Annotated in this window: 16 protein-coding genes; 13 read left to right on the top strand and 3 right to left on the bottom strand. The window is 45.6% G+C overall.

All coding sequences use genetic code 11. The features are described from left to right. The first annotated feature begins 123 nt into the window (after positions 1-123). The 4 genes from L3V43_RS13145 (at position 124) to asnB (ending at position 5,178) form a co-directional block, all read left to right on the top strand. Complete coding sequence (locus L3V43_RS13145; RefSeq protein ID WP_174170203.1) at positions 124-555, top strand: hypothetical protein; 432 nt, start codon at positions 124-126, stop codon at positions 553-555. After that, positions 552-1,973, top strand: a complete 1,422-nt coding sequence (locus L3V43_RS13140; RefSeq protein WP_237116735.1) for a sodium:solute symporter family protein — start codon at positions 552-554, stop codon at positions 1,971-1,973. Before L3V43_RS13145 ends, L3V43_RS13140 begins: the two co-directional genes overlap by 4 nt. Positions 1,974-2,082: 109 nt before the next feature. Beyond that, a complete protein-coding gene (locus L3V43_RS13135; RefSeq protein ID WP_010606932.1) occupies positions 2,083-3,153 on the top strand; it encodes an aspartate carbamoyltransferase in 1,071 nt (356 codons plus the stop codon). A gap of 9 nt (positions 3,154-3,162) precedes the next feature. After that, positions 3,163-5,178, top strand: a complete 2,016-nt coding sequence (asnB, locus tag L3V43_RS13130; protein ID WP_237116736.1) for an asparagine synthase (glutamine-hydrolyzing) — start codon at positions 3,163-3,165, stop codon at positions 5,176-5,178. A 101-nt stretch (positions 5,179-5,279) separates the two neighbouring features. Here asnB and L3V43_RS13125 read toward each other — a convergent pair whose 3' ends face one another. Further along, positions 5,280-6,575, bottom strand: a complete 1,296-nt coding sequence (locus L3V43_RS13125) for a porin (RefSeq protein WP_102057764.1) — start codon at positions 6,573-6,575, stop codon at positions 5,280-5,282. A gap of 267 nt (positions 6,576-6,842) precedes the next feature. Here L3V43_RS13125 and L3V43_RS13120 point away from each other — a divergent pair, with 267 nt between their 5' ends. The 6 genes from L3V43_RS13120 to L3V43_RS13095 all read left to right on the top strand — a co-directional run bounded on the left by L3V43_RS13120 (position 6,843) and on the right by L3V43_RS13095 (position 15,735). Beyond that, complete coding sequence (locus tag L3V43_RS13120; protein ID WP_174170207.1) at positions 6,843-8,801, top strand: methyl-accepting chemotaxis protein; 1,959 nt, start codon at positions 6,843-6,845, stop codon at positions 8,799-8,801. Positions 8,802-8,962: 161 nt separating this feature from the next. Continuing rightward, entirely contained in the window at positions 8,963-9,814 is an 852-nt protein-coding gene (locus L3V43_RS13115; RefSeq protein WP_010606928.1) for a D-hexose-6-phosphate mutarotase, read from the top strand. 61 nt (positions 9,815-9,875) lie between these two features. After that, positions 9,876-11,225 carry a sigma-54 dependent transcriptional regulator gene (locus L3V43_RS13110; RefSeq protein ID WP_010606927.1) on the top strand — a complete coding sequence of 450 codons (1,350 nt, stop codon included), beginning with the start codon at positions 9,876-9,878 and terminating at the stop codon, positions 11,223-11,225. Further along, a complete protein-coding gene (locus L3V43_RS13105; RefSeq protein WP_237116737.1) occupies positions 11,203-12,474 on the top strand; it encodes an ATP-binding protein in 1,272 nt (423 codons plus the stop codon). The genes L3V43_RS13110 and L3V43_RS13105 overlap by 23 nt, the downstream gene beginning before the upstream one ends. A gap of 58 nt (positions 12,475-12,532) precedes the next feature. Further along, positions 12,533-12,769, top strand: coding sequence for a hypothetical protein (locus L3V43_RS13100; protein ID WP_010606925.1), 237 nt, complete (start codon positions 12,533-12,535; stop codon positions 12,767-12,769). A 152-nt stretch (positions 12,770-12,921) separates the two neighbouring features. Continuing rightward, positions 12,922-15,735 (top strand): hypothetical protein, encoded by a 2,814-nt coding sequence (locus tag L3V43_RS13095; RefSeq protein ID WP_237116738.1) that lies wholly within the window; start codon positions 12,922-12,924, stop codon positions 15,733-15,735. A 78-nt stretch (positions 15,736-15,813) separates the two neighbouring features. Here L3V43_RS13095 and L3V43_RS13090 read toward each other — a convergent pair whose 3' ends face one another. Further along, a complete protein-coding gene (locus L3V43_RS13090; RefSeq protein WP_237116739.1) occupies positions 15,814-17,616 on the bottom strand; it encodes a PKD domain-containing protein in 1,803 nt (600 codons plus the stop codon). Positions 17,617-18,079: 463 nt separating this feature from the next. Here L3V43_RS13090 and L3V43_RS13085 point away from each other — a divergent pair, with 463 nt between their 5' ends. After that, positions 18,080-18,694, top strand: coding sequence for a PQ-loop repeat-containing protein (locus L3V43_RS13085; RefSeq protein WP_237116740.1), 615 nt, complete (start codon positions 18,080-18,082; stop codon positions 18,692-18,694). 88 nt (positions 18,695-18,782) lie between these two features. On the opposite strand, the gene L3V43_RS13080 is transcribed toward L3V43_RS13085, so the two are convergent. After that, the gene (locus L3V43_RS13080) at positions 18,783-21,287 is read right to left on the bottom strand and encodes a zinc-dependent metalloprotease (protein WP_237116741.1); all 2,505 of its coding nucleotides are present in this window, start codon (positions 21,285-21,287) and stop codon (positions 18,783-18,785) included. Between the two features lie 263 nt (positions 21,288-21,550). Here L3V43_RS13080 and L3V43_RS13075 point away from each other — a divergent pair, with 263 nt between their 5' ends. Continuing rightward, a complete protein-coding gene (locus L3V43_RS13075) occupies positions 21,551-22,792 on the top strand; it encodes an HlyD family efflux transporter periplasmic adaptor subunit (RefSeq protein ID WP_237116742.1) in 1,242 nt (413 codons plus the stop codon). Positions 22,793-22,802: 10 nt separating this feature from the next. Continuing rightward, on the top strand, positions 22,803-23,507 hold the full coding sequence (locus L3V43_RS13070) for an ABC transporter ATP-binding protein (RefSeq protein ID WP_102057755.1): 705 nt from the start codon (positions 22,803-22,805) through the stop codon (positions 23,505-23,507). The last annotated feature ends 7 nt before the right edge of the window (positions 23,508-23,514 follow it).

Here is a 23,514-nt window from a genome sequence, read left to right as displayed (position 1 = left end):
TTGGGTGAGGCTTTACTAGACAAATTTGATCCTTGGGCTAGTCTTTGTTACTACTAGAATAATGTGGATAGCAAAACTTGCGGCGAATTCGGACTTGGATAACCGCAGTTAGGGATTATGAGGATGTGGATCGCCCGAGTAGTAACCTTGGTCTTACTTGCTGCGAGCTTTAATGGGCTTGCCGCCTCGCTGAGGGTGAGCGATGAGGTCGTGACTGCTGGGTTTATTACGCTACACATTGAGCGTACAGGTCCCCCTCTACAACAACCAACACAGCTATCCATTCAACATCTTTCGGAACCTTACTCCCTCTCCCTTTCGCTTCAGCCGACTCAACAAGCGGTAACCATTAGTGGCTTGGCTGATGGTGATTATCTCGCAACCTTAGGTAGTCCCTCTGCTAACTCGGCACAAACGTCGGTCTCATTTTCAGTCAAACATCATCAGTTAACGCTGGCGCTTGCGCTGTTTGTACTGGGCTTGTGCTTATTTGTGCTACTTGTAGGGATGATTATGGTGGGTAATAAGCAAACGCACGATAAGGAAAGCGTATGATAAATGCTTCATTGGCGCTCGGTCTTGCCCTAGCGTTTGCTTTGCTATGGGTATTTTTTGGCTGGTGGATTGGCAGGCGCGTGCAGTCACATAATGAATTTGCGCTGGCCGGTAGAAATGTTGGGTTGGCCTTTGCTTGTGCCACTGCGATGGCAACTTGGGTCACCAGTAATACCACTTTAGTTGCGCCACAGCTCACTTATCAGTTTGGTATTTGGGGCATGATAGGCTACGCCTGTGCCGCATTCGGATTGTTGCTATTTGCGCCGCTAAGCCAACGCATCAAAACTTTACTACCCCACGGCTACACCAGTGGCGACTTCATGCGGTTGCGGTTTGGGCGTTTCTCTTGGTGGGTCTTTTTGCTGATCTCTTTCGTGTATGCCATGAGCTGGCTCGTTAGTCTAGGCATGGCCGGTGGCATTTTGCTACACACCCTAAGTGGCTTAGATTATCACCTTGGTATGTCGATTATTCTGCTGATGTGTGTGGTCTACACGCTCTTTGGCGGTCTAAAAGCGGTGATCGCCACGGACTTTCTACAGGCCATTATTATTTTGGCAGGTGTCGTCGGAATTGCCATTGTCGTGGCGATGAATGTTGGGCTTGAACCAATTCACCAAAAACTCAGTAGCGACCACCCCAAGCTACTCGACCTGCTTTTTCCTGCCGCTGTGATGTTTTTATTCAACAATATCTTTTTTGGTTTAGGAGAAATTTTTCACAGCAACGTATGGTGGTCAAGGGCGTTTGCATTTAAAGGTGGGGTGGGCAAAAAGGCGTATTTTATCGCAGGTCTGCTGTGGCTACCGATCCCCATCGTAACTGGGTTTATTGCGCTGGCAGCGCCGAGTTTAGGTTTGTATCCCGCTAGCGCCGATATGGTGGGACCCTTGGTTGCAAGCCAAGTGCTCGGCTATACCGGTTCGATCATTCTGTTCATTGTGGTGTTCTCAGCGCTAGCATCGAGTTTGGACTCTCTGCTCGCCGCAACGTCAGATCTCATCAATCAAGATATTTACCTGCAATACATCAAACCAAAGGCGAGCGATAGCGAACGCTTAAAAAGTGCTAAGTGGATTATTGTCATCTTAGGTGTAGTAACTTGGCTTTTGTGTTTACCAAAAATCGCCACGCTGGGTGCCTTGTTGAACTTCGCTGGTGCCTTCGTCGCCAGCACCATTTGGCCTATCGTATTTGGTTTGTACTTTGCGCGAATGACGGGAAATAGCGCTGGCTGGGCTATGTTGCTTGGCACGCTATCTGGTTTGATTGGGTATTTTTATATTGGCTTTTATGTCGCTGCATTAGTTTCTTGTGCGGTGTCGTTATTAGTTTGTGTGATTGCTTGGCGTTTTAGTCAGCAATCATTCCATTGGCAAGCGTTGGGCACACAAAGCAAAGTGGAGGATGTATGATCTCATTGGGCGCATTTTCTAGTTTAATTTGGCTGGCCATAGTGCTCAGTTGTTTATGTCCTGTTGTCCTTGTCGTTATGTTCCTTATTGATTTTAAAAAGAGGCAGTTATGGTAAGTGCGCAGCAAGTAGAGTTTAATCGAGCGCAGCCGGATGTTTACGGGGATGCACATCCCAAAGCATTACTCAGAGCGATACAAGAAGACGGGGACAGGCTGCATTGTTTGGAGAATAAGCACATTATCAGTGTCGACCACCTTGACCGAGACGTGCTGATCCAGCTATTCCGCCTCGCCGCGAAATATGAAAGTAACCCTGCAAGGTTCAGCTCGCCGCTTAGTGGCAAAATTTTGATCAGTGCGTTTTATGAACCCAGCACTCGCACCCGTCTGTCGTTTGAAAGTGCATGGCACCGCTTGGGGGGCGATATTATGTCGATCACCGATCGCTCCTCAACGGGCATTGCGAAAGGGGAGTCGCTGCAAGATGTCGCCGAGATGTTCAATAATTATGGCGATTGTGTCGTTTTACGTGACACTTCTGTGGAGTCTATTGAAGAGATGATCCACAGCCTACGGATCCCAATTATCAACGCAGGTAATGGCATTGATGAGCACCCAACACAAGCGATGTCTGATCTATACACTATCTTCAAATGGCGGCCGTCGTTATTACTCCCTGACAGCGAAGCCTTTAGTCCTATAAAAATTGGTGTGATTGGCGTGCCGAGTCAAATGCGTACGGTGCGTAGCCTGCTGAAAATGTTTACACATTTTCCGCGCATTGTGGACGAAATATTCCTGCTCTACGACGAGAGTGTCGAGGAAGCGGTGTCGAGCGACCAATTAGCCCAGTTAGAGGAAGCGGGGGTCAAAGTGTCTATCGGCCATGACTTGAACGCCGTTTTACCTGAGCTTGATGTGGTGTATATCAATTCCATTGCATGGGTTGGTGAAAGCTTCGAAACCTATGGAAAGTCGTTTAAATTGAGCGCAGATTCCCCCTTTAAGCCCGATGCGATAGTGCTTCACCCTCTGGCTCGAGGTGAAGAGCTGTGCACCAGTTTAGATGCCACGCCACACAATTGGTATTTTAGTCAGGCACGTGGTGCCGTCTTTTTACGCCAAGCCTTATTGACCTGTATGGTGCAGCGCGCCAGTACTGTGATGGATGTGATTTAGGGAGATATTATGTGCGGAATTGCTGGTATTTTTTCAACGCAAGCGCAAACACAAGTAGATAATCAATTATTAGTAAACATGGCAGCCATTCAACATCATCGTGGCCCCGACGGTTTTGGCTATAAACAAATGGCTGGCGTGGGATTTAGTCACGCCAGACTGTCGATAATCGACCTCGACGAGCAGCGAGGGCGGCAGCCCTTTATTAGTTCTGACAAGCGTCTAATGTTGGCTCACAACGGTGAGTTTTACGATTACGCGCGGATCCGAGCTGAGCTGGTAGCAAAAGGGGCAAGGTTCCAAAGTAAAAGCGACTCAGAAATTGCTATGCACTTATATCAGCAGCTTGGTCTCGATGAGATGCTGACGCATCTGCGCGGTGAGTTCGCGTTTGCGTTGTATGACCAGCAAACCGATACGTTGCACTTGGTGAGAGACCGCTTTGGTATTAAACCTTTGTACTACACTCAAGCAGACGACGAAATTGTGTTTGGCTCAGAACTGAAAGTGCTGTTTGCCAATCCTAAAGTTAAGCGTCGATTCTCAAGTGAAGGTCTATTTCATCAACTGATCCAAGTCATGGTGCCTGGCAGCACGGCATTTGCGAATGTACATCAAATCAAACCTGGACATGTTGTTAGCATCACCAGAAGCGAACAAGGTTTTAGCATTGAAGATAGACCTTATTGGGATGTTAACTTTCCAACGGCGCAATCGTATTTGAACAGCAAAGATGAAGAATATTACATTGATGGCGTGCGCAAACAGCTGCTAGAGGCGGTGCAGTTGAGACTCACGGCGGACGTTCCGGTAGGTTGTTACTTAAGTGGTGGCATAGACTCGTGCGCTATTTTGGGTTTGTCTTCAGCTGCGGCACAAGCACCAATTAAGGCCTTTACCATAGGCTTTGATAGTGCTGAGTACGACGAAACGCCGATTGCAAAGCAAATGGCGCAAGCCACCAAGGCCGATCATCATATTATGTCGTTAAGCGGTGACGAGCTATATGGCCATTTCGAGCGAACCTTATGGCATACCGAACGAACTATTTATAACACGCTTGGTGTTGCTAAGTATTTGATGAGCCAGCAAGTTAACGAGTCTAATTATAAAGTTGTGATGACCGGAGAAGGCTCCGATGAGCTTTTTGCGGGTTATCCAGCATTTAGAAAAGACCTGTTTTTATATGGCTTAGATGAACTTGATGACACCGAAAAAGCCCAGTGGCAAACCATGCTGGAAGACAGCAATAAGTTGTTTAAGGGGGCTATGCTTTCCCGTGAGCAATACGATAGTGCAGCATTAGATGAGGTGGTTGGTTTCACACCAAGTTGTTTGCAGCCTTGGCTGTCATGCAGTCACTTTGCCCATCAACTCGTTGCCGCCGAACACAGAGAAATACTCACGGGTTATGACGCAGGCAAAGCAATCGCTGAGACTTTAGATGATACCATGTTAGAGTCCCGCCATCCACTCGACAAAGCCCAGTATGTGTGGATTAAAACCATGCTTGAGGGGCAAATATTAACTTGGGGTGGAGATAGGGTCGATATGGCCAATTCGATGGAGGCAAGGCCTGCCTTTTTGGATCATCACCTCGCTGAGTTTGCCTTTACCATTCCCCCGCAATATCGCATTAAAGATCGTAAAGAAAAGTATGTGTTACGTGAAGCGATGAAAGGGCTGCTGCCAGAAGTACTGTATGAACGAGAAAAGTTTGCTTTTATGGCACCACCGGCGCACTCGGATGAGAAAAAATGGGCGGCAATGCGCGTGCTGGCCGATAAATACTTATCTAGACAAGCTGTAGAAGCCGCTGGCTTATTAGACTTTGAAGCGGTAAATGCGCTATTTGAGTTACATGAATCGCCAGACGCAGATGATTCACTCAAAGTGCAACTAGATGCCGTGATCAATCACTTGCTTGGTGTGCAAATACTCCACAAACAATTTATCGCCACAGACTTACCTCAATTTGCCGCCGCTGAAGCGGAACGCCTTGGTTGGAGGGCAGCCACAAACTAACGTTGGTCTTATTGGTATGACAGAAAACAAGGAAATAAAAAGGCGATGCGCCAACTAGTGCATCGCCTTTTTCATTTAATATCTAAAATTAATCCCAAAGATTAAAAGTAATAACCGAAGTTAATGTTGAAGCGACGCTCGCTTTCGTCACTATCGCCTGCGATTGAACCACCAATAAACGGCTGGTTTTTCGCGTGAACTAAATCAACATAGGTGAAGAATGCACCCGCAGCGAGTGACACACCTGTGACATTCATCCAAGTGTCTTCAGTGTTATCGGATTTGTCGTAAATAATACCGAAGTCGTTATAAAATTGCAGATCGGTAATTGGACCGAACTCAACTGGCAGGTTGTACGCTACATTAAAGTTCGACATGGTGGCTTCTGCTGCGATGGAATCATAAAATGCATAAGCACCTACTGCCATACGGTTTACATCATCAATATCGTAATGGTATTCACCGTGTTGTAACTGTAAGTTCCAAGGGCCTATGTTGCTATTTAAATGTAGTGCCCACGCGTTGTAATCACCTGCTCGGTCATTACCATCGTGAAGGCCACCGGCAAGGCCAGAGACGCCGATTTCAGTTGTGCCACCGTTGTGTTCAATATGGTACGCGTAACGACCAACAAAGGTGTTATATTCGCCGATTGGTTGCGTTGGGTCGTCATAAACGCCATCGCCCGCTTTACGGAAACCTACCACGTCATAAGAGTAGCGATCGCTGCGGTCATCCACGTAACCATCGACACCACCTAGCTCATCATTTTTGAAAAAGCCAAGATCAAGCTGCCAGTTGTCCGCCACTTTACGTTTAAATACCACCCCCATGTCGTGGTCGTCTTCAAGACCAATATAATAGGTGGTGTTAAAGAACCAGTTGTGCGAATTGTAAGGTGAGTTACCAAAAGGTACTTTCGTCATACCAACCTGAGCTTGCCAATGGTCGGCAAAGTCATAGTCGAGATAAGCGTATTTTACCGCTGTCATATAGTCGAAAAAGCGGATTTCAGCATTTAAGCCAAAGCCTCCGACATTGCCAGAGAAGTTCAATCTGAAAATATCGAAGTCAAAATCGCCACCACGGTTCTTGTTGTCATCGTCATAAGACGTATGGCTGTAGTTTGTTCTGATCGCGCCGCCGACTTTGATGGTCGGTTTTGTTTCAGCTGCTGCAACTTGAGTTTTAGTTTCAGCTTTTGCTTCGGCTTTTTCAGCCTTAGCGACTTTTTCCTGTTGTGCTCGCGCCTGCTCTTTTTGTTCTAGCTGCGTGAGTTTCTTCTGAAGTTCAGCCAATTGGCGCTTTAGCGCGTCAATTTCTGAGTTTTCGGCAAGCACTGAATTAGAGCAAAGTGCTAGACCTAATCCGAGTGAGATGGTTGAAAGTTTTAACATAGTTGTCCCGTTGTTAAATGGTTGAGCGCAAAAACCTCTTACAAATTGTAGACCACCAAAGCTATCCTTGCAGAAAGCAAATAAATTTATGGTCTTTGATTGAATTATCCATAGTAACACTGCGGCCTATCTGACCTCAAAGTTACCCAGCATTTAACCATACCTAAGATGAATGTAAGACGAACAAGTGATCACATTTGTATGTAATTCTTGCCCAATAGCCTATCCCTCACTATATTTTTACTATCTGTGAAATGGTGTTTATTCATGAATATATCGCAAAAATTAAAGCTGTCTTTCGCAACGGCAATCGCGCTTCCTTTGTTAATCATCGCGGGGCTTATTATCAGTCAAACTAGGCAGCAGGGAATAGAGACCTTCTCGGAGCTCAGTGATCGAGAGGCGCTACAGGTTGAGAATGGCATACAGATGTTTTTTGATGAAATTGCAAAAAACGTAGACTATTTGGCAACCCATGCACAAGTCTTGAGCGCGCAGCAAGACGTGAAAACTTATATGGATTCAACCAGCACCACTCGACTTAATTCCAAAGTAGGAAGTAAAACAGAGCAAGCAGCATATTCGTTATTTGAGCACTTTGGTAACACGCACCCCGGCATTGCCTATATCTACATGGGGAATCAGCAAGGTGGTTATATTCAATGGCCTCTAGGTGAAGTGAATGCAAACTACGATCCTAGACAGCGTCCTTGGTATCAAACAGGGCAATCGGGAAATGGTGAGACGATCCGCACTAGCGCCTATTATTGGGCGCCGGATGATATGGTGATTGTGTCGACGGTAAAAGCGGTTACTGCCAATGGTCAAACCGTGGGTGTCCAAGGTATGGATGTGTCACTGCAAGGGCTGACCAAAATCATCCGCAATATCAAATTGGGCGAGACCGGCTATTTAATGCTAGTGGAAGACACTGGAAATGTGCTGGTCGATGCCAAGTTCTCCGAACATAGATTTAAAAAGTTGGCAGACATTGCGAACGGCCGCTATCGTGAATTGGCTCAAAATAAAGATGGGCTATTTGAGCTCGAAATTAACGGGCAAGACTACTTTGCCAACATCTATACAGCACCCAAATTAGGCTGGAAGTTTATTGGTTTAGTTGAAAAAAGTGAGGTAATGGCTGCAGCCAATGCGATGACGCTGACGATATTGATTCTAAGTGCTGTCCTGATCACCGTATTTTTGTTGCTAGCAAGTTATATTTCTAAGTTGATTTCAGCGCCCATTGTAGAAGTGAGTGACGGTTTAACTGAAATTTCGCAAGGCGGTGGTGATTTAACGCAGCGTTTAGACATTAAAGCTCAGGATGAAACAGGCAAACTGGCGACGAGCTTTAATTTGTTTTTAAATCTCATTGCTGAGTTGGTGACGCAAATCAATGAGTGTGCACAGCAAGTTAATGAAACCTCACGACAAACCGCTTCACAATCTGATCAGCTCACGGGCGCTACCAGTCAACAACAGCAAGCGCTTGAAATGGCTGCCACCGCAATTAATGAGATGGCGGCAACCGCAAACGAAGTGGCGGCAAGCTGCGCCAATGCAGCTGAGCTTGCCGGACAAACTCAGCAAGCATCTGAGCTGGGCCAAAGGGTGATCACAGAGTCTGTCGAGAGCGTCACAACGTTATCTGAAGTGATCAATAAGGCAACCGCAGATATCATGCAGCTCGACACCGAAAGCGAAAATATTATGTCGATACTCAGCGTGATCCGAGGCATAGCGGAGCAAACTAATCTTTTGGCATTAAATGCGGCAATTGAGGCGGCACGGGCAGGTGAACATGGCCGTGGCTTTGCCGTTGTGGCTGATGAAGTACGCGCGTTGTCACAGCGTACCTCTGAATCGACGGAAGAAATTGCCTCTCAGCTTGATAAGCTTAGAAAAATGACGGAAATGGTGTCGGGAGAAATGAAGCGCAGCCTAACGCGTACGGAGCAAACGGTTGAACTGACAAACTCAGCGCAACAACAATTTAGTGAAATTACCCAAGCGATTGTCAATATTAGCGACCTTAACACGCAAATCGCCACCGCAGCTGAAGAGCAGCAACATGTTGCTGAAGACATTAATCGCAACGTGGTGGAAATTAAAAATGCTGCGGATAGCGTGAGTGATATCGCTGTGAATACCAATCAAAATGGCGTGAGATTACATTCATTGTCGAGCACGCTCACAGAGCTGGTGGGCAAATTTAAAGTATAGCTTTAGCCCAATCCTCAAGTTCCATAAACCGTGAGAGTAATACTCTCGCGGTGCAACCGCATTGGTATAATTGAATAACTTTCAAATTGGATGGATAACAGTTTACTCGTAGTATTTAAGTGGTAAGGTAGGCATATCATTGAGTTGACGTAGGAATCACCATGGAATTATCACCTTCAGTTTCAATCGAGCGCACCGAGTCCGGACTTGAGTATATTTGGGTCGACAGTGCATTTTGCCAAGCGAAGATCTTTTTACAGGGTGCGCAACTAACCGAGTTTACACCAGCAGGAAAAGGCAATTTAATTTGGGTTTCTGAGGCGGAAGATTACCTTGAAGGTAAACCAGTACGCGGTGGTATTCCAATCTGTTGGCCTTGGTTTGGCGTACATAGCAAAGCGGATTGGCCAATTCATGGGGTTGCTCGCAAGCTACTTTGGCGTGCGCACAGCGTTGAAGAAAAAAGCGATGAAATTACCGTTAAACTCACACTACCGATGACCTTAGTTGAAGCGCAATACTGGCCACACACGTCACAATTAGAGGTCGAGTTTGTGTTATCAGACAAGCTTGAAGTGCGACTGACCAATATCAATACTGGTGATGCGCCATTTACGTTAACGCAAGCCTTACATACGTATTTCCCAACGCCAGAAGTCAGTAATACCACGGTAGACGGGTTACAAGGCGCGAAATATATCGAATTTGGTGAAGGTCCATTTGAGCAAACCGAAGTGGTTAGCTTTGCCCGCGAAACCGATATGGTGTACACCCAAGCAAGCCCAGTGCAAACCATCAACACGCCTGCGGGCATTATTGAAGTAAAACGTGAAAACTCAACTTCTTGTGTGCTTTGGAACCCATGGATTGAAAAGTCACAGCGTTTAAGCAACTTTAATGATGATGAATACCACAAGATGTTGTGCTTAGAAGCTTGTAACGTAATGGACGATGCCGTGCAACTTGCACCAGGTGAAAGCCATACCTTAAGTACAATCATCCGTTGGTTATAATTTTATATTCGCGGAGCACACTATGCTCCGCTGAAACCCTATAACAATAAAAATTCCCCCTATGGAAAAGCCCACAATACTGGTTATCGACGATAACGCCGAAGTACGCCTCAGCGCCGTATTCTTTTTAGAAGATCAAGGTTTCAATGTAATTGAGGCGGCAACCCTTGAACTTGCCAAGCCACTGCTCACCGCTAAGCAAGTGTCATTAGCCTTGCTCGATATGAACTTCTCCCGAGATACCACCTCAGGCAATGAAGGGCTGGACTTTTTGCGCTGGCTACGTGACTCCAATCTTAATGTGCCTGTGATCTGTATTACCGGTTGGGGAAATGTCGCGTTAGCGGTGTCTGCAATGCAGCTTGGTGCGAGCGACTTCATCGAAAAGCCATGGGACAATCAGCAGCTGCTGCAAGCCGTGCAGCAACAACTCAAAATATCATTAAAGCAAGCGAATATCGTAGCAAAACACAGCGAGCGCGGCGCGTTTCAATGGCGCTCTCAGGCGATGCAATCTTTATATAAGCAGCTTGCTAAAGTAGCAAAAACCGACGCTAGGGTGCTACTTACCGGCCCAAGTGGCGCGGGGAAAAGTCATTTAGCTCAGTGGTTACACCAACAATCTAATCGTTCAGCAGGACCTTGGGTTGAGGTGAATATGGGCGCGGTGCCAGAATCATTATTCGAAAGTGAGATGTTTGGTCATAGCAAAGGGGCGTTTACAGATGCAAAGCAGCATCGTGTTGGTCGTTTTGCAATGGCAAAGCAGGGCACATTATTTTTGGATGAAGTTGCGACTATTCCACTTCCTTTACAAGCAAAATTACTGCGGGTGCTGGAAAATGGCAGTTATGAAGTTGTGGGTAGCAGTCAGACGCAACAAGCGGATTGTCGACTTATTTGCGCAACCAACACCAATCTTGACGACTTAGTGAAAGCCGGTGAGTTCCGAGAAGACTTGTTATATCGCATCAATACAATTGTGATTGAAGTGCCGAGGCTCGCCGAGCGGTTTGGCGATATCGTGCCGTTGGCTGAGTATTTTGTCGCTAAATTCTGTGCGCAGTATGGTGAGCCAATTCGTGAACTTAGCCCTGCGGTTAAAGCTGTGTTGATTGAACACAATTGGCCCGGCAATGTGCGTGAGTTAAGTCACGTCATGGAGCGTGCCGTGTTAATGGCGGAAGGCTTGCAGATTGAGCTCAGTGATTGCCAACTACGCTTTACCGCCGCACCTAAAGTGATCAGTGATATGCCAAGCAAGACTTTGCAACAAGTGGAGCAAGAAATGGTGGAGCAAGCGATGCAACGCGCTCAAGGCAATGTCGCAGAAGCCGCTAAAATACTTGGACTCACGGCTTCTTCTCTTTATCGGCGTTTGGAAAAATATGGCCTTAAAACATCTGGCTAGCGCTGAGTGGCGGCTTGGGGCCTACTGTACGCTGTTAACCATTAGCTGTACGGTTTTACTGACTTTGCTGCTTCTGCAATTACAGCTAGAGATAACGTGGGTAGCTGCCGTATCGGTGAGTGTGTTGGGGCTGTTGGGCGGGTTACAAAAAATACTGCTGTCTCACCTTAAACGCATTGCCATGCGTGCTAATTGGCAGCTGGAAGCGATTGCACAAAGTGATTTTACGCAAACTATTAAGCCACATTATACAGCGGGCGTGGTAGCCGAATTTGAACAGCGCTTACTGGCCTTAAGTGCACAGCTACACAGTCAAAAGCGCCGCTATCATAGTCAGCAGTTTATCATTTATCAGCTAATAGACAGCCTTAATACGCCTATTATGATGTTTGACGAAAAACTCAAACTTGCCTATGCCAATTGTGCATTTGAGTCGCTTTATCATCGCCCTTGGTTAGAGTGTAAGGGAATAAGCGCGGCTCAGTTTGGGCTGGTGCAACAAGATAATCACTGGCATTTTGCAGATACAGCGCAGCAATCTCGGTGGCAACTACAAAGTAGTGAATTCTTTCAAGAGGGTAAGCAGTTTTCTTTACTTGTCGCACTCGATATTACTAAGGCATTACGTAAAAAGGAGCTGGCTGCTTGGCAACACTTAATCCGAGTAATAAGTCATGAGATCCACAACAGTTTGACGCCCGTCAGCTCCCTAGCGCAAACCTTATTAGCAAGAGCAAAGGACGAAAAAGAGCAGCATGCGCTAAGTGTAATAGGTCAGCGTTGCCAGCATTTACAACAATTTGTGAGCCAATACGCCAAAGTTACGCAAACCCCAAGGCTAGATCGGGAGTCAGTCTCTATCATGCTGTTACTGTCTTCTGTTGCTGCGTTATTTGAGGATACCGACATCCAAGTAAATTGCACTGTGAATACGCTCAATCTCGATAAAGCCTTAATTGAGCAAGTGCTGATTAACTTAGTTAAAAATGCCATTGAGGCCAGTGGTGAAAGTGCCAAGTTGACGCTACATGCTTATTATCAGCAGCAACAAGCGGTGATTGATGTGCAAGACAATGGCCCGGGCTTTGCCAACCTAGATAACATGCTTACTCCTTTCTATTCCACCAAAGAAGGTGGGCAGGGAATAGGTTTAACCTTTAGCCGCACCATTGTAGAGTTACACGATGGACAACTGAGTTGTCACAACACAGACTCAGGAGGATTAATAAAAATCACTTTGCCTTGTTGATAATAATTATCATTAGCATATAATTAAAGTTCCTTCAAAACCTTGGCAAGGAGCTACCATGTTAGTCACTTATCTGTTGGCCTGCGGCTTTATCTTTATGGCGTATAGCTACTCCAAATCATTCAAACCACATGCACATACCAAGGCAAAGTTGGCGGTGTTATTGAGCGCGGGTTTAATCGCCGCGGCAAAATGGCAGGCGGGGTTGAGTTCAACCGTGGTATTTTTTGTGTTTGCAGTGTCTCTTGCGGTACTTAGCTTGTTTATCACCCTTGCACAGCCACAAAATCACTGAAAAATTACGCGCATTTAGAGCAACTCAGATCTTGCTTGCCCCGAAATAGGCGTTTTAAGGCGTAGCGTGCGCAAGAAATTGTTACTAAAAAGCACACTTTTTCTTTACATCTCTTGTTAAGCTAGCGCCACCGGATTTATTTAGGAAAGGTAATGCGAGCGCTACTGATAATTTTTGTTGCTTTAACTAGCTTTGGTTTACAGGCTAAGTGGCAAACCATCAAAACCGAAAACTTTAATGTGCATTATCCTCAGGCGCTTCAGCAATGGGCGTATTCTGCAGCAAATGAGCTGGAGGTGGTGCGAGATAAAGTGCTGGCACAACAAGGTAGAGCCTTGAGTGAACGTGCTGATGTGATTATTTACGATCCAGAAAATGCGGCCAATGGCTTTGCATTACCCAGCACAGATAAACCAATGATGGCACTGCAAGCGACGCCGCCTCAAGCTGATTCCGTCATCGCAAATAACACCAGTTGGCAGCAGTTGCTCATTTTGCACGAATATATTCATCTCGTTCATCTATCACAGCCTAGCCGTAATCAATGGCGACAACATCTCAGAGATTGGCACGATATTACTGACTTGCTCGATGCGGTATTACCGCGCTGGGTCAGCGAAGGCTATGCTACCTTGCTGGAGTCTAGATTAACGGGACGAGGACGTTTATACGACAACTACAGTGAGAGCATTGTGCGTTATTACGCGCAGCAAGGTGCATTACCGACCTATAGCGCTTTAGATAATGGCGACAAGTCTTACCTTTCCAATTCCATGGCATACTTAGTAGGCGTACGTTTTCTAGCATGGCTTGAGGATAATTATGGCGCACAGACGTTAGATGCAGTGTGGACAAGAGTGCAGGCGGTGGAATCTCGCAGTTTTGAAACCGCATTTAGTGGTGCTTTTGGAGCGCCAGCAAGCCAGTTATATCGTCGCTTTATTGTTGAATATAGCTATCAGGCCATGCAGCAGGAGCTGGCCTTGGTTCCGACACAGAGTGAGCTTTGGCAGCGGTTCTCATATGCTGCTCGAGATATTGCATTCTCTCCAGATGGCAGTCAGTTTTTGGTGGTAGAGCAAAATCGTAAACGCCAAGTCACACTCAATATCTACGAAAACAAAGAAAATGTAGAAGCCATTGAGCAATTTAATAAGCGCAATGAAGCAATACTAAATGCCGATCCTAAAGATATTGTGGATATCGCACCTGAAGTCTTTCCAAAAAAGCGGCTTGCGCAGCTTGATGCTCACAATTTTGCTGGTATCTATTACCCCCAATGGCTGAATGACAGCCATATTTACTTCGTTGCAAAAACGCCGGCTACAGACAATACCTTTATCAATGATTTGTTTGTCTGGAAAGTTGGTACTGGAAAGCCAAAGCAACTGACCGAAGGCGCGGGTATTCGTCGCTTTAGTATTGTTGATGCCAATACCGTTATTGCGGAGGTGTCCCGTTTAGGTTACTCACAGCTGGTGACCATAGAGCTGGACTCAGGCAAGCAAACGCCAATCACCACAAGCAAGCTTGGGGATGTCCATGACTTTCCTGTGCTCTCTAATAAAAAGACGACATTAGCCTATGTGCATGTTACTCCTAACAAACGCTGGCAACTTGTTGTTAAAGATCTTAGCCACGATACAACCGAAATCGTCTACTTACCCAAGTCACATCAATACCTCTCGGGGTTAACTTGGTCTCATGATGATGACAAGTTGTACTTTATTTCCGGAGTCGCAGGCCACTTAGCGGTGATGCGTTATGATGTGGCGAGTAAAATACTTGAAACCTTACCTGTGAGTGCTAAACCGCTTGAGCAAATTATTACCCATTCACAGCAGTTACTGGTGAGCTATGCGACCCCTGAGGGGGTCAAGGTTAACAAAATAGTGTCTCCGGCTTGGCGCACCGTAAGCGTGTTGGAGCAAGTGAATGAGGCGGAACAAAAAGAGCTGCATCACCATCAATTACCTGCGGCTAAGATAGATCAAACCGCGCTGCCCAGTTCTGATTATTCTGTGTTCGAACAGTCTTATTCTGTCGCCTTATCAGGCGCATTAAATAGCGCCTCTTTTGATAGTTTGGGCGTGGCATTAAAAGGGCAGGATGTGCTGCGCCAACTTGCTTGGCAGCTTGGAGCCGAGAAAAGCATCAATAATGGTGCGTTGATGGGCGCATTTGCCCAACTTGAATATCGTCATGAAAACTGGAAAACGACGTTTGATGCTGGATATCAAGAGCTAGAAGCGGATAAGCAGTCTCGCTCGCCACAAGTAAAGATCCAGAATAAAAGCAGCTTTAAGCAATTTGCCTTGTCATCTAGCTATCGTTTTGGTGAAGCATTGAATTTCCTCGCTCCCGAATTGGGCGTTATTCGTGTGCAACATGGTGAAAAAGCATGGAGCGGCGGGCGTTACGGCTTTAACGGTCGTGCAATGTGGGATACGCAGCAGCATGGTGTAGCACTGCAAGTCTCTGCAGCTCAGTGGCTAGGTGAATTAGATGGTTTTGATTATCAGCTGAGCTTGTTTGCTAAAGCATGGCAAATTCCATTCTATGCATCGGTCGATAGCCGCTATAGCAGCGAATTGCCTCTATCTGTGGGCGGTGGAGCGCTTACCAGTACTAGTATTAGTAACAGTTTACACGCTGTCAGCGAACCTATGTTGCCGCATCTATTTGCAACGGGAAGCCGCTATTTAGGCTATGAATTTGCAACTTCATGGCAGCAGGGCAAACCTAAGTTATTTTATAAGCAGCATCAGTTAGATGGAGAAGTGATTGGGCAAAATTACGGTATTAAGATGCGCTTACCTTTGTCTCGAGTGATATTAGATAAGGCCGCTGATTTTGCTCCTGCCGGATTAACCGATCTACAGTTTAGTGCTGGAGTTGGTCGTATAGAGGGGCGTAACATGACCAATGAAAACCGTGTTTGGTTTAGTGTTTGGTATGAGTTGTAGGTAATCGTTGCGGACTGCTATCAAACAATGTGCGAGGCTAGCCCCGCACATTGTTTGATGTGTTATAAAGTGCTGAGATTAATTATGGTTCGCTATAATCTGCAAGCCGGAGTAAGCATTATACCCGCGGATCATCACCCAATAACGACCTGCACCTTCATTTAGGGTACAAGATTCGCTGTTACCATAACGGTAAGGGCGACAAGTCCAATTGCTGGTTGTTGGTTCTGCACCTTTAAGTACGTACATATCAGCATCACCAGTGCCACCACTTGTATTGAATGTCACTGTATTCGTGCCTGTAGGGGCATCGTAATAGAAGAAGGTTTCACTGCCGCTAGCACCAGCAAGCCCTGTTTTGGCTACTCCCTTGATAAGCTTTTGCTCTTCACCTGGCAGCGTCACGGTGACTTGTTGTGTTGTTGACGCAGTGTCACCATTACTATCTGTCACGGTGAGTTCTACGGTATAGCTGCCAGAGTTTGTGAAGCTATATGACGTTTGCGCGCCTGAAGCGGATGCGCCATCACCAAACTGCCAGCTGTGCTGTGTAATAGAACCATTTGGTGAACTAGAGCCTGAACCATCGAAGCTGCAGCTTAGGTCATTACAGCTGTAAGTAAATAATGCAACGGGCAATGGATCGGTAGTGCCGTTATCGCCAACAGGAATTTGGCCACCAAAGTGACTAGAAACCTGAGGCCAAATTAAGCTGATTTTAGCGCCTTTATTGGTACAGCCACCTAAGTGGTGTAGCGCAACAACATTATTGGTTGAGGCTGCAAGTACAGGCGAACCTGACGAGCCGCCAATAGTGTCGCAGTAATAGCCTATATCTGTACCGGTACCTCGACCATTCGCCGTTGCTTGGTTAACAGAGCACAGTCCATTGGTGTCTTGATCAGACTCAATCGACAGCTCTTTAGGATTACCTGAACCATGTTGAGGAATGTAAATACGCTCGCCTTGCGATGGATTACGCACGTCTAAGCCAAAATAACCAAACGGCTGGGCCTTAGCGAAATCATTGATGGTAAACAGCGTATAATCTAGTGTGTAATCTGTTTTAAGGAAGTCTTTACCTGTGACCTTAACCACAGTTTCGCGCTGGCTGCCGTTACAGCTCGTACTTTGATAGTTAAACCATACCTCAGTATTCGCCAGCTCTGATGCTGATCCCACACAGTGATTATTGGTAAACATACGGTTATCTGCACCAACACGCCAACCCGTACATAAACCACTGCCGTTCATGAGCAGTCTGGCGACTGGACGCGAGCGCTCGAATTCCACCGGGTGCGATTGCGCCCAGCACTGCACGTCTTTGCGTTCCATTGCGCCACAAGTTGACATGGGCGTCACATCGGTCAAGCCCTCAACAGTTGCTTGCCCTTCAGTACCATGATAGTAAAAATCGACTTCGGGTGTTTTGCCTGCATTACCTTGGCCTGGAGTATATTCAATGATGACTTTATCAGCAGAGACTGACATAGCAGAAAACTGTTTAACGCCGTCATCGCCGAGGCTTGGATCAACCGTTGCTGCGCGGAGGTTTGCTTGGGTGTATTCATAGCGCTCGCCACTATCCTCCGAGCGAACAACGAGTTTACCGCCGTTTGCAAGGGTGAGGTTTTTAAAGTGTAGTTTGATGTAGCTTGCATCTGGGTGTGAAACTGTTTGCACAATAGTTTGTGTAGACGTTGAAGTGCTTGTAGCACTGTTTTGAGTAATAAGTGGAAGGTTTAGATCGTACTTTTTACCAATCATTGCTTTGCTAGCTTTGCTGGTATATTCCATCATCTGAGCTTCCGTTAGTGGCGCTTGTGCCATCGCGATACCTGATGCTAAACCTAATGCTGTGACAAGAATGTGTCGTTTCATTGTTATTCCTTTTGAGTGTGTGGTTATCCAACTTGAGATAAAAAGTTGGGCGTCGTTCAATACCGAACCAAGCCTTGGGTGCACTGTAGAGCACGACCAGTTGGTGGTATGTTTTTTGAACATCCACACACCAAAATAGAAACAATAATTCGTTTTGTAAAGTTTTATATATATTATTTTAACATAAGTTTTACTTTATTAATTCCATGCCGGCTGATAGTTAGATGTTTTCATGCCGCCGCACTTCTAAGCCTTCTAAAGTGTACTTATTTTTATACGGTTGTATTTGAGCCTTGCCAAGGGGTGGGAAATAGATTCTATAGGTTATGTTGTATTTTTATGTTTAGTTCTTAAAATGCGCGCCTTCAAAAATAAAAACCTTAAAAATCATAATTTTACAAAGTGTTTTTAAGGGTTTTACAGCACTTTAACTTAGCAACAATTTAGACATTTGGAGTTGGCATTGAGCGAATATTTACCGATCGTTTCTTCTTTCGTTTTGGTTTTAAGCTTTGTTCCTTTGATTAGGAAGATCCGTAAAAATCGCAGTGTATCAGGTGTCTCACTGTTAATGATGAGTTTTGGTGTTGCACAAAGCTCTTACTTTATTGCCTACAACGTTTTCTTTGAACGTTTTTTTATGGTGCTGCCTTTTGTTGTTACAGGTTCTTTAAGTGCACTTATTTTATATTATTTTATTCGCTACAACGCAAGCTCGAAACAGTGTAATCAATTAGCACTCTTGCTTGCTTTGTCGACGTTGCCATTTGGGCTTTTATTGGCAAAGAACATTGAAGCTGCTGCGTTGCTAAATGCGTTAACTTACTTAGGGCTAGTGATGAGTTCAATTCGAGTTATGCCGCAGACCTATAAAACAATTAAAAGCGGTGATGTCTCTAACTTAAGCGCTAGGTATTTCTCACTGCAGTTTTTAGCCGGAGGAATTGGCTTGGCTGCTGAACTGAGCTTAGGTCATGTGAGTGTCGCTCACGTGTTGATGTTTGTGATGATTTTACTGACTAATGCCGCACAATTAGGCTGTATTCAGTACTATCGCTCTAAACCCGCTTTAGCTTAGTGATATAAACAGACAAAACAAGGGCTAGCAAATTGCTAGCCCTTAACGTTTTCGCTCATTTCACTCGCGTAATACAAAAATTTTCGAGTTACGCTTCTAACGCTTTTGTGATCATACGATCAATATACGCTTTATGTGCCTTAGTTGCCTGATCGGCACCCCAAGCTGTGCTCTTATCCAAAATACTCTGCAGTTGGAATAGTGCAGCGGCTTTTGCCAAATTGTCGTATTTGCTCGCTTTGCTCAATCCTGCAACATTAATTAAGCGAGAAACGTACTCAATTTGTAGGTTCTGGCTTAAGGTAGTTGCATTCTTATCAGCAACGAAAATAGCGGCAGTCAGGTCGTTCATCACCTCGTTTAGGCTGTATTCGTTACCATAGTACGTAGAGTCGCTGATACGTTGTAATACATTCGCGTGTAGTACTTGGTCTAGTACCGACTTTTGCATGCCAAGTACCATCTTATGGACTTTAGGATCTTCGTTCTTACCATAATGGTTAAAGCCACGGCGCTGCGCTTGCATGTAGTTGTAAAGAGGCTGCATATTTTCAAGCACGGTCGGTGCGAAAACCATTTCCTTAAGCGCGGTCATAGCCGCTTTTTGGCGCGCAAGTGGTACTGGTGTAAATGGTTTTGTTTCACCTTCTGTGCCTACTACGCTGCGCTCAACGTATACACCGCCAATTTGGCGTGAAATCACAGTTGCTTGAGCACGGTATTGACCAAACAGCATATTCGCAGAGGTTAATAACTGTTGGTTAGACTGACCTTCAACACGCGCTTTGTCTTTTAGTTCGGTGAATAAATGGTTGACCAGAGTCATGCGGTCAACCCCGTATGTCACCGGATCGGATGATAAGTCGCCAATCATCACGCGAGGATCAATATGACGCCCCGGCGCACGCATATCGTCGGCATCGTTGCCAAAAGCTAAGCCATGTTCGCCAGAACGAGATAAGATCTTTTCAAGGCGCTGTTGCTCTTGGGTGTCATCGTTAAGTGCTGTGCTGTAACCAAATTCTATCGCCCAATCATCATACGGACCTGGTTTGGTTTGGAAGATATCACCTTGGTCAACGCCTAGAGGGGCAATGTTAGCTGGCGCGTAGTCCATCACAGAGCCGGTTACGATACCTTGTGTTTTTGACTTGTCGTGTACTTCTTTAGGACCCCACAAAATAGAAGACTTCATGTTGTGGTTTAGGCCTAAGGTGTGTCCTACTTCATGAAGAACCAACTGTACTAAGCCCTGTCGTAGCATTTCTTTGCGTTCGATGTCAGCACCTGTTGCAAGGCTTGCCGTCATCAATTGACCTTGCATTTCATGTCCAAGCGAACAGTGTAGTGTATCGCTTGATGCCTCTGCACCATGGCTCATTTGACCTTGTGAGTAGAGTGAGTCATACATCCAGCGGTTACGCATAAATACATACTCTAGCATGATGTCGGAACCAAGAATTTGGCCAGTAAGCGGGTTGGCAGTTGCTGGACCATAGCCGCCAAACGGTGGGCGAGGTGAAGAAGTCCAGCGCAGTACATTGTAGTTGATATCACCCGCATCCCAAGTGGCATCGTCAGGTTGTACTTTTACAACAATGGCATTCTTAAAGCCGATTTTCTCAAACGCACTATTCCATCCTAGTACACCATCACGAACCGTGTCACGCCATTCGACTGGTGTGGTGTTTTCAATCCACCACACGATAGGTTCAACAGGTTCAGAAAGCGCCGCGCTTGGATCTTTCTTCACTAAGTTCCAACGCTTAATAACGTCTTTATACGGCGCCCAATCTGGTGAAGTTTGCACGTCAAACTGATTGGTGAAGTAACCGATACGTGCATCATCGTAGCGAGGTTGGTAGTCATTGTCTGGCAGTGCGACAAAACTATGTTGTACTTTTAGCGAGACAAAACGTGAGTCTGTCACTGCATTTGAACCTGCAACTTTTGGGTTTGGGTTACTAAAGACATAATCAACAACGATATCTAAGTTGTTGCTATATGGACGGTGCTTAACGATTCGAGATTTCTTGTCGTCTAATTTGCCAAGGGCAAAGCGCTTGCTTGCGTTCTTGTCATCTGCACGTTTCCAAGGAGATACTTTATGCAGTGACTCACTTAAAAATAGCTTATTTGCTTTGAATAAAATTTTACCGTCTTCAGCTTTTTCAATTTCGATACTGGCGAGTACGGCTTCACTGATGTTGGCATCGCTCGCGTTCGCAATAGCTGAGTTTTCATCAAAGATAAAACGCGGTGTTTTGCTGATAATATCAATGCGGTTAAAGTGTTTTCTAAACTCAATCAGTTTCGTTTCTCGGTAGTTACCTCGAAAATGGCCGACATCGGTAACGCCATCAACAGTATGCGCGAAGTATAAGAACGGAGTATCAAGTTGCATCTCATTGAGTTGCATTAGATATTCTCCGCTTTCTTTATCCTGATAAAGCGGAAACAGGCCATCAATACTGGTTTTATTTTCGACTAGTGAAGCGATTGTTTTTTCTTCTTCTTTTTTGTCTTTTTTTGCAAAGCTTGGGGCGCTTGCGAAGGTGAGCGCAAGGGCAATGCTTAATGCCGTTTTCTTCATAATGTTGACTCGAAATTGTAAAAATCTGAGTGTACCCAAAACATCAGAGCCTGTCAGAAACTCAAGGTAAAATGAATGTAACAAAAGATAAATGACATATTGGCAAACAAAGTTAAGATCTCTTTCCAATTCCGAAAAGCTGTGTTCGATTTCGAAATATCAGCCGGTTTTGATATCTGGAATTAAGTTAATTTATTGAAATGGTTATTTATTTTTATTTGGCATGGTTCTCGCTATCAGTCGACAGTCAGTGAGGAGGGGAAATGGATCTAGTCAAACCGGCAAAGCCAAGAAAAACCAAACATTACATCGTTGCTGTCTGTTTAATGGTGGTGATAATTGTTTATTTACTGTGGCAACAATGGGCGTCTCATTCTAGTGTGATACGCGCAGAGATACTGGTGGCGGAAGTGAAACAAGGTCCGCTTACTTTATCAGTAGATAGCTTTGGGGAGTTACGTAGTGCTGAGCAGTTTTTATTAAACGCGCAAAGTTCGGCTATCGTTAAAACTATCCACCATAAAGCGGGCGCAATTGTGCACAAAGGTGAAGCGATCGCCGAGCTTGTGAGCCCAGATCTGGCGTTACAGGTTCAACAAGCCAAACAAGCTCTGCGCCAGTCGCGGACAATAAAAGAACAGCTGCTACTCACTCAACAAAGGGAGCTGTTAAACGAACAAACACAGCTGATGCAAAAACAAGGCGCGCTTAAAACCTTAGTATTGCGCCACCGCGCGGAGCAAAACCTTGCACTACAAGGCATTATTTCCGCGCTGAACTTTGCCCAAACTGAAACCAGTTTGAGTACCTTGCAGCATGAAATTAGCATGCTAGAACAGCAAGCTAAACAGTTGCAAGCACTACATGGCTCGGCGCTTATTCTTGCTAACGAGGAAATCAATATTCGTGAACAAGAACTCAATAACTTACTAGAAAAACAACAACAACTGGAGATTAAAGCCAGCACTTCAGGGATCATTGAGCGCATGCCTCTGGCACTTGGGCAACGAGTCAATGTTGGTGACGAATTAGCATTGATTAGCTCTAACCAGTCGTTGATGGCGGTATTGTCTGTGCCACAATCCCAAGTGCGCTGGGTTGAAACTGGGCAAGACGTGATGGTGAACATGCAGGCCAACAAAGTAAAAGGCAAAGTGCTCCGAGTTGACCCCGTGGTGACAAACAATAGCGTGGAAGTAGAGGTGAGTTTACCAAATACCTTACCGAAGCAGGCGCGAGCGCAGCTGAGTATCTCTGCCAGCATCGCCATTAAGCATCTTGCCAATGCCACCTATGTTCAGCGCCCTGCCAATGCCAAAGACAATCAAACGCAGACCTTATTTGCACTGACTAGTGATGACACCGCAAAGCCGCTAGAAATCACCTTTGGTGCTTCAACGGGGAAATATATTGTTATAGATTCTGGCGTTGAAGCCGGGAAACGATTAATCATTTCTGATCTAGCCTATCTTGCCAGTCTAGATGAGACAATCTTATTAAAGTAGGAATATCAAAATGATAGTGCTTAAAAATATCAATAAAGTGTTCGAAACCGAAGAACTACAAACACATGCACTGAGAAATATTTCACTGGAAATAGCACAAGGCGATTTTATTTCGATCTCTGGCCCATCAGGATGCGGTAAATCTACTTTGCTATCCATCATCGGTTTAATTGACCAAGCAACAAGTGGTAGCTATACGATTGGTGCTCATGATGTGACAACCCTGACGCTTGATCAGGCCGCTGAGCTTCGCAATGAGCATATTGGGTTTGTCTTTCAGGCTTTTAATCTCATTGATGAAATTTCGGTATTCGATAACGTCGCTTTACCCCTAAAGTATCGTCCTGAGAAGTTGAGTAAGGCTGAAGTAAAGCTCCGAGTCGAGTCTTGTTTACAAAAGGTTGGGCTGTCGCATCGCGTTCAACATAAGCCAAATCAGTTATCAGGCGGGCAGCAGCAGCGTGTCGCGATTGCTCGTGCTTTGGTGACCGAACCAAGCATTCTACTGGTGGACGAACCGACGGGTAACTTAGATTCGAAAAGTGGCGATCAGGTGATGCAATTAATCGCTGAATTGCATCAGCAAGGCACCACAGTTTGTATGGTGACGCACGATCCACGTTATGCCGATATGGCTCCAAGGCAGGTGAAATTGTTCGATGGTGAGCTGTTAGGCACCGTCGCTTCTGCTCAACCTGTTAGTCAACGAGCATAGAGAGGGC

The sequence above is a fragment of the Pseudoalteromonas sp. L23 genome (assembly GCF_021728455.1).
GTDB lineage: Bacteria > Pseudomonadota > Gammaproteobacteria > Enterobacterales > Alteromonadaceae > Pseudoalteromonas.
This window is presented reverse-complemented; position numbering and strand designations above follow the sequence as displayed.